The organism is Stenotrophomonas sp. GD04145 (genome assembly GCF_029835135.1).
Classification (GTDB): Bacteria; Pseudomonadota; Gammaproteobacteria; order Xanthomonadales; family Xanthomonadaceae; genus Stenotrophomonas; species Stenotrophomonas maltophilia_P.
This window is the reverse complement of record NZ_JAODZG010000002.1, coordinates 122,577-135,703: the sequence shown is the minus strand read 5'-3', so window position 1 is coordinate 135,703 and position 13,127 is coordinate 122,577. Positions and strand designations below refer to the sequence as shown.

The 13,127-nt window shown below is 66.0% G+C and carries 10 protein-coding genes; 7 read left to right on the top strand and 3 right to left on the bottom strand.

All coding sequences use genetic code 11. The features are described from left to right. Positions 1-55: 55 nt before the first annotated feature. Complete coding sequence (locus N7367_RS01730) at positions 56-976, top strand: M14 family metallocarboxypeptidase (RefSeq protein WP_180875306.1); 921 nt, start codon at positions 56-58, stop codon at positions 974-976. Between the two features lie 73 nt (positions 977-1,049). Here the strand turns inward: N7367_RS01730 and N7367_RS01725 are convergent, their stop codons facing one another. Beyond that, a complete protein-coding gene (locus tag N7367_RS01725) occupies positions 1,050-1,901 on the bottom strand; it encodes a LysR family transcriptional regulator (protein WP_345781886.1) in 852 nt (283 codons plus the stop codon). A 112-nt stretch (positions 1,902-2,013) separates the two neighbouring features. Here N7367_RS01725 and N7367_RS01720 point away from each other — a divergent pair, with 112 nt between their 5' ends. The 4 genes from N7367_RS01720 (at position 2,014) to betT (ending at position 5,251) form a co-directional block, all read left to right on the top strand. Next, positions 2,014-2,367 (top strand): SMR family transporter, encoded by a 354-nt coding sequence (locus N7367_RS01720; RefSeq protein ID WP_128987956.1) that lies wholly within the window; start codon positions 2,014-2,016, stop codon positions 2,365-2,367. After that, entirely contained in the window at positions 2,367-2,687 is a 321-nt protein-coding gene (locus N7367_RS01715; RefSeq protein ID WP_065175236.1) for a multidrug efflux SMR transporter, read from the top strand. The genes N7367_RS01720 and N7367_RS01715 overlap by 1 nt, the downstream gene beginning before the upstream one ends. A gap of 66 nt (positions 2,688-2,753) precedes the next feature. After that, positions 2,754-3,134, top strand: coding sequence for a VOC family protein (locus tag N7367_RS01710; RefSeq protein ID WP_053517829.1), 381 nt, complete (start codon positions 2,754-2,756; stop codon positions 3,132-3,134). Between the two features lie 137 nt (positions 3,135-3,271). Then, positions 3,272-5,251, top strand: coding sequence for a choline BCCT transporter BetT (betT, locus tag N7367_RS01705; protein WP_279941594.1), 1,980 nt, complete (start codon positions 3,272-3,274; stop codon positions 5,249-5,251). A 127-nt stretch (positions 5,252-5,378) separates the two neighbouring features. On the opposite strand, the gene N7367_RS01700 is transcribed toward betT, so the two are convergent. Beyond that, positions 5,379-8,006, bottom strand: coding sequence for a TonB-dependent receptor (locus tag N7367_RS01700; RefSeq protein WP_279941593.1), 2,628 nt, complete (start codon positions 8,004-8,006; stop codon positions 5,379-5,381). A gap of 200 nt (positions 8,007-8,206) precedes the next feature. Continuing rightward, on the bottom strand, positions 8,207-9,184 hold the full coding sequence (locus tag N7367_RS01695; RefSeq protein WP_279941592.1) for a zinc-binding dehydrogenase: 978 nt from the start codon (positions 9,182-9,184) through the stop codon (positions 8,207-8,209). A gap of 431 nt (positions 9,185-9,615) precedes the next feature. Between N7367_RS01695 and N7367_RS01690 the strand changes: the two genes are divergently transcribed. Further along, a complete protein-coding gene (locus tag N7367_RS01690; protein WP_193395897.1) occupies positions 9,616-11,979 on the top strand; it encodes a ribonucleoside-diphosphate reductase subunit alpha in 2,364 nt (787 codons plus the stop codon). Between the two features lie 104 nt (positions 11,980-12,083). Then, positions 12,084-13,127 (top strand): ribonucleotide-diphosphate reductase subunit beta, encoded by a 1,044-nt coding sequence (locus tag N7367_RS01685; protein WP_231107806.1) that lies wholly within the window; start codon positions 12,084-12,086, stop codon positions 13,125-13,127.

Here is a 13,127-nt window from a genome sequence, read left to right as displayed (position 1 = left end):
CTCCGGGGTCGGGTGGTAAAGTGAATGATTGCCTCCTGACTCACCGAGATCCGTCATGCCTGCAGCTGTCTTCTATCCCGTCGGAACCCCTGGCCAGCCGTGGGGAGCGGCGGAACGGGAGCAGTGGCGTGCGCGCCAGCAGCGCCTGCGCCGCTACGACGAGGAAGTACTGCCGCGCATCGAGGCACTGGCAGCGCGCTTCGACAAGGTGGCCTACGGCCAGCTCGACTACGCGGGAGAGACCTATACCCTGTTCGCCCTGCGCAGCCGCGACTGGAACCCGGCGCTGCCGGCGGCGCTGGTCACCGGCGGCGTGCACGGCTACGAAACCAGTGGCGTGATGGGTGCCCTGGAGTTCCTTGAAAAGCACGCGGCCGATTACGCGGGCAAGGCCAACCTGCTGGTGGCACCGTGCGTCAACCCGTGGGGCTTCGAGCGCATCAACCGCTGGAACTTCGACGCGATCGATCCGAACCGCAACTTCCGTGCCGGTGGTCCGGCTCGCGAATCAACCGCGCTGATCGAGCTGATCGAACCCCTCAAGGGCCAGTTCGCGCTGCACATCGATCTGCATGAGACCACCGACAGCGATGAAAGCGAGTTCCGCCCTGCGCTGGCGGCGCGCGACGGCAAGCCGTTCGAACCGGGCCTGATTCCTGATGGCTTCTACCTGGTGGACGACAGCGCCAATCCGCAGCCGGCGTTCCAGCAGGCCGTGATCGCGGCGGTGGAAAAGGTGACCCACATTGCACCGGCCGACGACAAGGGCGAGATCATCGGTTCTCCGGTGGTGGCCCATGGCGTGATCGAGTACCCGCTGGTGGAACTGGCCCTCTGTGCCGGCATCACCGGTGCGCCGTACACCACCACCACCGAAGTCTACCCGGACAGCCCGCGCGCCACGCCGCAGCAGTGCAACGATGCGCAGGTGGCCGCGGTCTGCTCTGCGCTGGACTACGCACTGGCGCATCGCTGAGGGGGAGTGCCGAGCCCATGCGCGGCTGCGATTGCAACAACCTTGATACGTCCCGGGCCGATACGGCCCGGCGCTACCGCAGCGCGTCGGCCCACCACAGCGCGGCCGGCCCGGGCGGTGTGTCGCGCCGCCACACCAGGTCGCTGTGGATGCGCCGCGGCCAACCGGGCAGGACCAGTTCCACCAGGTGTCCGCGGTCGTAGCGCTGCACCAGCGCTCTCGGAAGTTCGGCCCAGCCGATGCCTTCCTCGGCCATTTCCATCACCATCAAATAGTCCGATGCGGTCCAGGCCGGACCGGCGACGGCGCGCGCGTGATCGACCTGTGCGCTCAAGCGTATCTGCCGATGGCGGGCAAGCTGCGCGGCGGCGCGCGCACCGGCCGCGGCCAGTGCGTGTCCATGCGCGACATACACCGCCAGCTCGCTGTGATGGGCCAGCGGCCGTGCAATCACTGCATCCGGATAGCGCTCCTGGCGGGGCAGCAGCCCCAGTCCGGCGCGGCCGCTGCTGACCAGCTCCAGCACATCGTGTCCTTCAGCGTCGAGCCACTCCAGTTCGATTTCGGGAAAGGCTTCGGCGAAACGCTGCAGTAGCTGTTGCGCCGGGTCCAACTGGTAAACATCGGAGAACACCACCGTCAGCCGGGGTTCGACAGGCGCAGCCAGGCGCACGCTCAGCTGCCGCAGGCGCGCATCGGCAGCCAGGATTTCCTGGGCATGGCCCAGCACCTGCCGCCCCGGGTCGGTAAGCTGCGGATAGCGCCCGCTGCGGTCGAACAGGGATACGCCCAGATCGGCTTCCAGATGGGCGATGGCGGTGCTGACCGTCGATTGCGTCTTGCGCAGGCGCCGCGCGGCAGCCGAGAAGGAGCCCAGTGCGGCAGCCTCGACGAACGCCTGCAGGGATTCAGGAGAGTAGGGCATCGATCCATCGCTCATGTCGATGGGTTCCACTTTGGAGCCATCGTAAAGGGCGATGATACTGGGCGCCATCGCCCCTGTCAGCGGACGCTGTGAATCCTGCTGGAGTTTCCCAATGACCCGTCGTGTTCCCGCCCCAGGCCCCTTGATTGCCTGGGCTTGCCTGACCGTGGCGATCGTCGCCGAAGTGGTCGGCACGTCCTTCATGGCCCATGCCGCCCGCGCCGGTGGCTGGACCGGCTACCTGGTGATGGCCGGGGCGCTGGCGTTGTCCTATTACTTCCTGGCACTGTCGGTGCGGCGCATCGCGGTCGGCGTTGCGTACGCGGTGTGGGAGGGGCTGGGGCTGACCCTGCTGACCCTGGTCGGCATCGTGGTGTTCGGCGAGAGCCTGTCGATGCAGCAGCTGGCCGGCCTGCTGCTGGCAGTGGCCGGCATTGTCTGCGTCACCCTTGGGGAGGCGCACTGATGAACACAACGGCACTGTTCTTCGTGATCTGTTCCGCACTGATCGACGTCGCGGCAAACATGATGGTGGCCAAGTCCGAAGGCTTCCGCCGCTGGCAATGGGGTGTCGCTGCCGTCGTCATGGTCTGGATCGCCTTCGCGCTGCTGGGCCAGGCAGTACGCCACCTGGACCTGGCCACGGCCTATGCGCTGTGGGGTGCCATCGGCGTGATCGGCACCGCTGCCTGCGGGCGCCTGCTGTTCGGCAATCGCCTGCGGCCCATCGGCTGGATCGGCATTGCACTGGTGACGGGGGCGGTGCTTCTGCTCAGTACCGCATGAGCGGCGACGATTGCAGACCGGAGCGCGCTGTCCGACACTGCGGTTTTTCCGCAACGGAGTGCCGCCATGTTCAGCCACATCACCGTCGGTTCCAATGATCTTGCGGTCTCGCGCCGCTTCTACGACGCACTGTTCGCAGCCATCGGCGGCCGACCGGGCATGACCGATGAAGATGGAAAACTGGTCTACATCAAGGACGGGCGGATGTTCATCGTGACCCCGCCCATCGATGGCCAGCCGGCGTGCCACGCCAATGGCGGCACGATTGGTTTCGCGCTGGAGACTCCGCAGGCAGTGCACGCCTGGCAGGACGCAGGCATCGCCCACGGCGGCAGCGCCATCGAAGATCCGCCGGGCGTACGCCACAAGGCCGGGCGGCAGCTGTACCTGGCCTACCTGCGCGATCCCGACGGCAACAAGTTGTGCGCCGTGCACGTGATGCGCTGAACTTCGCGGCGCGCGCGTGATACCACGCGCGTGCTGTCCCTGTGCTGTCATCGCGCGACAGCACTTCATCCTGCGTCCACCGCCGTTCAGCCAGAATCCGCCGGCTCACTCTTTGATCGACCGGAGAACGCCGCCCCATGGAAGCCCTGGAGCCGCAACAATCCCCGGTGCGCACCCTGCGGCCTGTGTTCGCCTTCGCGGCGATCGTCGTCGTGGCGTTCGCGCTGTTCGTCAGCCTCTATCCGATCGGTGCCGGTCGCCTGCTGCTCAGCGCACAGGACTGGGCTGCGCTCAACGTCGGCTGGTATTACCTGCTGGCGATGACCCTCTATCTGCTGTTCGTGGTCGGCGTGGCGCTGTCCAAGTACGGTGGCATCAAGCTCGGTGCCGACCATGACGAGCCCGAGTTCAGCTATCTCTCCTGGGCGGGCATGCTGTTCGCCGCGGGCATCAGCATCACCCTGTTCTTCTTCTGTGTCTCCGAGCCGCTGACCCATTACCTGCAGCCGCCGCAGGGCGATCCCGCCGCCGGCGAGGCCGGCGCGCGCCAGGCCATGCAGCTGCTGTTCCTGCACTGGGGCCTGCATGGCTGGGGCGTGTTTGCGCTGGCGGCGATGGCCATGGCCTACTTCGCCTATCGCCACAACCTGCCGTTGGCGCTGCGCTCGGCGCTGTATCCGCTGATCGGCAAGCGCATCAACGGCCCGATCGGCTACACCGTGGATGCGCTGGGCATCGTCGCCACCGTGTTCGGCATCGGCGCCGACATGGGCTTCGGTGTCCTGCACCTCAACGCCGGACTGTCGCACCTGTTCGACATCCCGCACTCGAACTTCGTGCAGATCGCCCTGGTCGCCAGCATGATGGGGGCGGCGGTGGCCGTGGCAGTGTCCGGCGTGGAGAAGGGGGTCCGCTGGATGGCCAACATCAACATGCTGCTGGCGATCGCGCTGGTGCTGTTCATGCTGTTCGCCGGGCCCACCCAGTACCTGTTCGGCACGTTGATGCAGAATCTGGGCGACTATCTGGGCAGCGTGGTCGGCAAGAGCTTTGACGTGTACGCCTATGGCGGACGGCCGGCATGGTTGGGCGGCTGGACGGTGTTCTACTGGGCCTGGTGGATCGGCTGGGCGCCGTTCGTCGGCCTGTTCATCGCCCGCATCTCGCGCGGACGTACCATCCGCGAATTCGTGTTCGGCGTGCTGCTGATTCCGCTCGGCTTCACCCTGGCCTGGCTGTCGATCTTCGGCAACAGCGCGCTGGACCAGGTGCTGCACCATGGCCAGCAGCAGCTGGCACAGCTGGCCGTGGATGACCCACCGACCGTGCTGTACGCATTGCTTGATGGTTATCCGTGGAGCCGCACGGTGATCGCGGTGACCGTGCTGGTCAGCTTCATCTTTTTCGTGACATCGGCCGATTCGGGCGCGGTGGTGCTGTCCACGCTGTCGTCGCACGGCGGCGCTCCGGAAGACGATGGCCCGCGCTGGCTGCGCGTGTTCTGGGGCACGGTGATCGCCGTGCTCACCGCAGGCCTGCTGCTGGCGGGCAGCATCGATGCGTTGAAGTCGGCGGTGGTGCTGGCGTCACTGCCATTCTCGGCGGTGCTGCTGCTGATGATGTGGGGCCTCACCCGAGCCTTCAGTGACGAATCGCACCGCAAGCGCGCGCTGCAGTACCGGCCATCGCCGCTGATCGGCGACGATCGCCACCACCAGGGCTGGCGCCAGCGGCTTGCGCAGGCCATGCACTTCCCGGTGCGCGACCAGGTCTACCGCTTCATGGATGACACGGTGAAACCGGCGATGGAAGCCGTGGCCGAGCAGCTGCGCGAACAGGGCTGGGACGTACATACCCGCATCGAAGCCGGCGACATGGAACTTTCGGTCAACCATGGCGAGCAGCAGGACTTCCTGTATCGGGTGATCCTCCGCGGCTACCTGACGCCGTCGTTCGCCGCCCAGCAGCTGCGCAACCAGCGCTACTACCGCGCCGAAGTGCATCTGTTCGAAGGCAGCCAGGATTACGACCTGGTCGGATACAGCCGCAAGCAGATCATCAACGACATCATCAGCCAGTACGAGCGGCACCTGCAGTTCCTGCACCTGAGCCGGTGATGCACGACCGCTGCGATGGATGCGGACCGTTGGTCCGCACACTCCGTGGAGCCGAGCCCACGCTCGGCTCCATCAAGCCGGTAGAGCAGCCGGGCATGGGCTCGGCGCTACATGTGCAGTTTCCGCATCAGAACCGGTAGCGTGCCCCCACCGTGACGAACTGGCCGCGCAGGTTGTACTGGCTGATGTCGAAGCCGTTGGAGCCGCCCGCGGGGTCGAACGGCGGGTCCCGGTCGGTCAGGTTCAACACGGACAGCGAAAGCGTGGTGTTGGCCAGGCCCTCGTACGCCACGTACAGGTCCAGCTGGTGATAGGGCTTGACGCGATCACGCAGGCCCGGGTTGCTGGTGGCCGTCGCTACCCGCTGGTCGTAGCCGCTGACATATTGCAGGCTCAGCGTGCTGTTCCAGTCGCCCACCGCCCAGTTCAGTGACGTGGTGCCACGGGTGCGCGGCAGCGCGCCGTGGCGGTTGTTGCCCGCGCCGTCATAGGGCGCCTGACCGGCTACCAGGGGCTGCTTGAAGCTGAGCAGATGGGTCCAGCTGCCGGCGAGGGTGAGGTTGCCCCAGCCGTCGGTGCGGAAGGTGCGGCTGGCCTCCAGGTCGAGACCGGACGTGGTCAGCTCCCCCTGGTTGGCATACTGGTTGGTGATGAACTGGATGCGGCCCTGCGCATCGCGCTGGACCCGGCCCGGGAACAGGGCGGGATTGTCGACGATGAACTGTGCGCTGTCGGGCTTGACCAGGTTGTCCTGCTCGATGCGGTACCAGTCCAGGCCGATGCTGCTGTCAGCGTCCGGCGACCACACCGCGCCAACGTTGAGATTGCGCGAGCGCTCGGCCTTCAGGTCGGGATTGCCGGTGCGGATGTTGGTGACACCGCGGCTGCCACCGGGCTGCAACGGGTCGAGCGGGTCGATCACCGATCCGTAGCTGACCGTCTGCCCGGGTGCGATTTCCGGCAGCGAGGGAGCGCGGAAACCGCGCGAGAACGAACCGCGCAGCAGCAGGCTGTCCAGCGGCTGCCAGCGCAGCGCGAACTTCGGCGAGAACGCCTTGCCGAAGTCGTCGTAGCGGTCGCCGCGTCCGGCGACCTGCAGTTCCAATGTGCGATGCAACGGTACGCTGAACTCGGCGTAGGCGGCGCTGACCTGCCGCTCGCCATTGACCACGTTGATCGCCGGCCGCAGCTCCGTTCCGGACAGCACCTGCGCACTGGTCCGTGCATCCAGCGATTCCTTGCGGAACTCCGCGCCCCAGGCGAAGCCGACCGCGCCGGCCGGCAGCTCCCACAGCGACGTCGATGCCTTGAGGTTCAGAGAGTGCAGCTGGTACCAGCCCGGGCGCTTGGTCTGCAGGCGCAGCGCGTCAAGCGCGGCCGGCGTGCTGGCCGGGTCGAGGAAGTTGTAGCTGCCATCGCGCAGGATCTGCTCGAACGCGTAGCGGTTGATGAAGTTGTCCACGTACTCGCGCTGCTCGCTCTGCGAGGTCAGCGCGGCGAGTTCCCAGTCCCAGCGCTCGCCCTGACCACGCACGCCGGCCAACGCACGGTAGAACACCTGCGTGTTGTCCTTCAGGCGCGGGCCGAGACCGAAGAACGTGTACTCGAAGGGCAGGGGAGCGCTGCCCGGGTTGTTCGGATGCCCGACCGGCAGCACTGCCGGAATGTCGAGCAGGGTGCCGGTGGCGGGGTTGTAGGCGCGCAGGCCCGGGCCGACGGTCAGTGGCGCGCTGAAGATCTGGTCGGCCTTGTTGTGGCTGTAGAGCACGTCGGCGAAGGCTTCGACGTTGTCGCTGAAGCGGTAGGTGGCGCTCAGCGATGCCTGCAGGCGTTCGGCACCGGGCTGCAGGGTCTTGAACGGCTGCGCGTTGAACGCGCAGGCCTGGCCGGGCAGGCTGCTGCCGAAGTCGCTGTAGGGCCGCAACTGGCTGCCCTCGGGGCACGGCGCGAATGGCTGCGGCGCCCGCGGGTTCGACAGCCAGTTGCCACCGGCAGTGGACCAGCCGGCCAGGCGACCACCGGGCTTGTCGCGGAAATCGCCGCTGCGGGTATAGGCGCGCTGGTCGGCGTCGAGCCGATCGCGCTTGAGCAGGTCCAGCCCGAACAGCACGTTCCAGCCCTGCTGTTCGAGGTCACCGAAACCGGCCAGCAGATTGGCCTTGCGTTCGTCGAGGCCGCCCTGGGTGGCCGTACCGAAGCCGCCGCCCACCTCTACGCCCTGGAAGTTCCTGCGCAGGATGATGTTGATGACACCGGCGATGGCATCGGAGCCATACACCGCCGAGGCGCCGTCCTTCAGCACTTCAATGCGCTCGACCGCGCTGATCGGCAGCGCATTGAGATCGACGAAGGTGTCCTGGGTATTGAGGGCGAAACCGAAGTTGGCCACGCGATAGCCGTTGACCAGCACCAGGGTGTTCTTCGGCGACAGCCCGCGCAGGCCGATCGACGCCGAGCCCGCCGCGAAGCTGCCGGTGTACTGCTCGTCGAAGCTGTTGCCGGCATTGGCCGACAGGTTGCGCAGCACATCGGTCAACGTGCTGCGACCGGTCTGTTCGATCTGTTCACGGCTGACGATCTGCACCGGGTTGGGGCCGGCGGTGTCGCTGCGCTTGATGTTGGATCCGGTCACCAGCACGGTGCCGAGCGTGGTGCTGTCCTTGCCGGTAGCGGCAGTTTCAGCAGCGCCGGCAGCGCCGGCGGTGAGTCCCAGCGCGATGGCGCCGGCAAGCAGGTTCAGGGTGGTGCGGTACATGGAAGCGACAACGCCGGACAGAGGAGGAGCCGTCAGTACCGCATGCGCGCAGCTGCGCCTTCCAATGACGAAAGCGCATTCAGTTATACATCACAGGTTCTTAACGAGTGACTGGCCCTGTTATCGACAGGTGCTGCGCATTCCTCTCAGGGGTCAGATCCCTTTCCAACGGAAAGGGATCTGACCCCGTTGTCCGACCCTCAAGGCCGCAGGAGCACCTTGCCGTTGCGGCCGGAACCTGCGCCGGCCTTGACCGCCGCGGCGATATCGTCGAGTGCGAACACCTGTTCCACCGGCAGCGTCAGTTCACCCCCCGCCGCACGCTGCAGCAGTTCGCCCACCAGCCGTCGCTTGTCGTCCACTGCCATCGCCTGGCTGACCTTGCTGCCCCAGAAGCCCTTCACGGTGGCCTCCTTGTAGATCAGGCCACCGGCGGGGATGCGCATGGGCTCGCCGCTCATCACGCCGAACGACACCAGCGTGCCGTGGTGGCCGAGCAGGTCGACCAGGTCACCGCTGGCGTCGCCACCGATGGAGTCCACGCCGGCCGCCGCCTGCGCTTCACCGGTCGCTTCACGCACGCGGTCCTTCCAGCCGTCCACCGAGGTATCGAATACATGATCGATGCCGAGCGCCTGCAGCTGCGCGACCGCATCGGCGTTGCGCACCAGGTTGGCCACATGGACACCCCGCGCCCGCGCCAGCATCGCCAGCGACTTGCCGACCGCGCCATTGGCGGTGTTCTGCACGATCCACTGGCCCGGCTCGACATGCAGGAATTCCAGCAGCATCAAGGCGCTGAGCGGCATGGCAATCAGCTGCGCAGCGGTCTCGTCGGGGATCGATTCCGGCATCGGAATCACCATCCGTGCCGGCGCGATGAATGCTTCGGCCCAGGTGCCGTGCACCGAGGCGGCAGCGACACGCTGACCGACCCGAAGGCCGTCGACGCCGTCGCCAACCGCGTCGACCACGCCCAGTGCTTCGCTGCCACCGATCGCCGGCAGCGTCGGCGTGTAGCCATACAGGCCGCGCACGGTCAGCAGATCGTGGTTGTGGATGGAGGCGAGCACGGTACGGATGCGCACCTCGCCAGGACCAGGTTCAGGCAGGGCGGCCTCGGCGACGGCAAGGACGTCGGACGGGTCGCCGAAGGAGGAGTACTGGGCAGCGCGCATGAGGGATGTTCCGCGGAAAGTGGAGGTTGTATCGAAGTGGGGATGCGTGCGGCGTCGACAACCGGCGCAGACGCAACACGGCATCCTGCGACGGTTCGTCGCGGAGGGCGCTATTTACTGCATCTTGTGTTGACGATATCCATTATCCCCATTATGTTGGGGCCGTCACTCCCGGTCAGCCGCCGCCGCCGGACGATGCAAGACACGTCCCGCGGCCCGCCCCTGAAGGCTTGCCGTGTCGACGCGGCCGCCCTCGTGCGGACTCAGGTCGCCCCCACGGCCCGGATACCGGCCGCAGGCGCAGGCACTTGCCGACGACCTGGTGTTTCCGCGCTTTGGCATCTCACCCGATCGCCCCGTGCGCCGGTATCGCGTGCAGGGCCGCCATGGCATCGGCGCAATCGTGCGTGCGAGCCTGGAGACGCAGGACCATGACTGAATACACCTACCGCGCGGCCGATCCGGCCGGCGCCGGCGACGCCCTGCGCGCCGGTGGCGAGCGCGTGCCGACCTGGATCACCAAGGAGGCCGGCAACCGACGCCTGCCGTTCGACGCCGGGCGCCTGCAGCGCAGCATCGACGCCATCCATGCCGAGTTCCCGCAGCTGGACGTAGCCGACTACCGCCGCGTGGTACAGGCGATGGTTGAGCGCAAGCCCAGCATCAGTGCCGACGACCTGGTGGACCTGCTGATCCGCGAGGCGGAATCCCGTGTGGACCTGGTCGCGCCGGACTGGGAGCGGTTCGCCGCCCGCATCTACCTGCGCCGCCTGTACAAGCGCGCCAGCCGCAACCGCTTCTACGATGTCAGCCTGAAGTACGGCTCGTACGTAGGCCTGCAGGAGAGCCTGGCCGACCGTGGCGTCTACAGCAATGACATCCTGCGCTGCTACTCGAAGGAGGAACTGCAGCAGGCCGGAGAGATGATCGATCCCGACCGCGACCGCCTGTTCGCCTACAACGGCCTCTATTTGCTGGCGACGCGCTACCTGGCCAGCGACCGCAGCCGCGAGGTGTACGAGTTGCCGCAGGAGCGCTGGCTGACCATCGCCCTGTACCTCATGCAGGAGGAGAAGCCGCGTGAGCGGCGGATGCAGCTGGTCGGCGAGGCCTACTGGGCGCTGTCGAACCTGTACATGACGGTGGCCACGCCGACGCTGGCCAACGCCGGCAAGGTCGGTGGACAGCTGTCCAGCTGCTTCATCGATACAGTGGACGACAGCCTGCAGGGCATCTATGACTCCAATACGGACATTGCCCGCGTGTCCAAGCACGGCGGGGGTGTCGGCGCCTACCTGGGCTACGTGCGCAGCAGCGGTGCACCGATCCGTGGTGTGCCCAACTCGTCCGGCGGCGTAGTGCCCTGGATCAAGCAGCTCAACAACACCGCGGTATCGGTCGACCAGCTCGGCCAGCGCAAAGGCGCGGTGGCGGTATACCTGGACATCTGGCACCGCGACATCGAGGCCTTCCTCGATCTGCGCCTGAACAACGGCGACCAGCGCCTGCGCGCGCATGATGTGTTCACGTCGGTCTGCGTGCCCGATCTGTTCATGGAGGCGGTCGAGCGTCGGGCCGACTGGTACCTGTTCGACCCGCATGAAGTGAAGCAGGCCAAGGGCTGGTACCTGCAGGACTTCTACGATGAGACGCGCGGTGCGGGCAGCTTCCGCGACCGCTACGCGGAGCTGGTGGCCGACGAGCGCATCAGCCGGCGCACCGTGCGCGCGATCGATCTGTTCAAGCGCATCATGCTCAGCCAGCTGGAGACCGGCAATCCATTCCTGTTCTACCGCGATGAAGTCAATCGCAGGAACCCGAACAAGCATGCGGGCATGGTCTATTCCAGCAACCTGTGCACGGAGATCCTGCAGAACATGAGCCCGACGCGGATGATCCAGGAGATCGTCAGCGGCGACCAGATCGTCACCACCCGCCGCGCCGGCGATTTCGTGGTGTGCAACCTGTCCTCGATCAATCTCGGACGGGCGGTCACCGCGCCGGACGATCTGCTGGCGAAGGACGTGCTGGAACGGTTGATCCCGATCCAGGTGCGCATGCTGGACAACGTGATCGATCTCAATGCCTTGCCGGTGCCGCAGGCCACGATCACCAACCGCAAGTACCGGGCCATTGGTCTGGGCACGTTCGGCTGGCATCACCTGCTGGCGCAGCAGGCGATCCCGTGGGAATCGCCGGAGGCCGAGGCGCTGGCCGACCGCCTGTACGAACGCATCAACTTCCTGACCATCCAGGCCAGTGCCGAACTGGCGAAAGAGAAGGGCCACTATCCGATGTTCGCCGGCAGCGACTGGCACACCGGCCGCTACTTCAGCGACCGCGATTACCGTGATGCGGCCTGGCAGGGCCTGGCGCGTGAGGTGGCCCGCCATGGCCTGCGCAATGGCTGGCTGCTGGCGGTCGCGCCGAACATGAGCACCGCCCAGATCGCCGGTTCCACTGCCTCGATCGATCCCATCTACAGCGCGTTCTACTACGAGGAGAAGAAGGACTTCCGACGGCCGGTCGCGGCCCCGGGGCTGTCGCTGGAGACCTGGCCGTACTACGAGAAGGGCGCCTACAAGGTGGACCAGTTCGCCAGCGTCCGGCAGAACGCCCGGCGCCAGCGCCATGTGGACCAGTCGATCAGCTTCAACCTGTATGTGCCCAGCACCATCCGTGCGAGCACGTTGCTGGAGCTGCACCTGAGCGCATGGCGCGCGGGACTGAAGACCACCTACTACGTGCGCTCCAACGACATCGACATCAGCGAATGCGAGTGGTGTTCAAGCTGATCGCTGCGCCCCAGCCGCGGTAGCGCCGGCCATGCCCGGCGAGCGCACCGCGCGGCCGCTCTACATTCCGCCGGGCATGGCCCGGCGCTACCTCTGCAGGAACGATCATGGCAACGCCGCTTGACCGCATCAAGATCCTTGAACCACGCCATCCCAACCGCAGCACCGGCATCATCAACGGCCGCACCAGCGGCATACTGAACTGGAACGACATTCCGTACCCCTCGTTCTATCGGGCGTACAAGGAACTGTCGACCAACTTCTGGATCCCCGACGAAGTGGACATGAAGCTGGACGCACGCCAGTACGGTGAACTGTCCGGACGCGAGAAGAACGCCTACGACTCGATCATCGGCCTGCTGGCCACGCTCGATTCGCCGCAGACCCGGTTCATCTACAACGTCGCCGAGTACATCACCGATCCGGCCGCGCATGCCAATGCGGCGATCATCGGCCAGCAGGAAGTGATACATAACGAAAGCTACAGCTATGTGCTGGCGTCGATCACCGATCTGCCCAACCAGAACCGGGTGTTCGAACTGGCCCGCACGCATCCGACCATCATCAGCCGCAACGCGCCGATCATGCAGGCGTACGACGACTTCATGCGCGACAAGACTGCGGAGACGCTGCTGAAGTCGCTGATCCAGTCGTCGATCCTGGAGGGCATCAACTTCTATTCCGGCTTCGCCTACTTCTACAACCTGGTGCGGCAGAACCGCATGACCGGCACCGGCAAGATCATCAGTTTCATCAACCGCGACGAGCTGGCCCATACCAAGTTCATCAGCGAGGTGATCCGCGCCATCGTCGGCGAGAATCCGGAACTGCAGACCAACGAGCTGACGGCTTACGTACACAGCGCCTTCGAGCATGCCATCACCCTGGAGACGCAATGGTCGTCGGAAGTGCTGGATGGCATCGACGGCATCGATGTGGACGAGATGGTGCGCTACGTGAAGTACCGCGCCAACAAGATGGCCGGCATGCTGGGCATCGAGCGGCTGTACAGCGATACGACCGACAATGTGATGCCGTGGATCAAGGCCTACGCCGACAACTTCACCGAAACCAAGACCGACTTCTTCGAGATGCGCAATGCAAGTTACAAGAAGACCAACGTCGACAACGGCTTCGACGATCTCTGA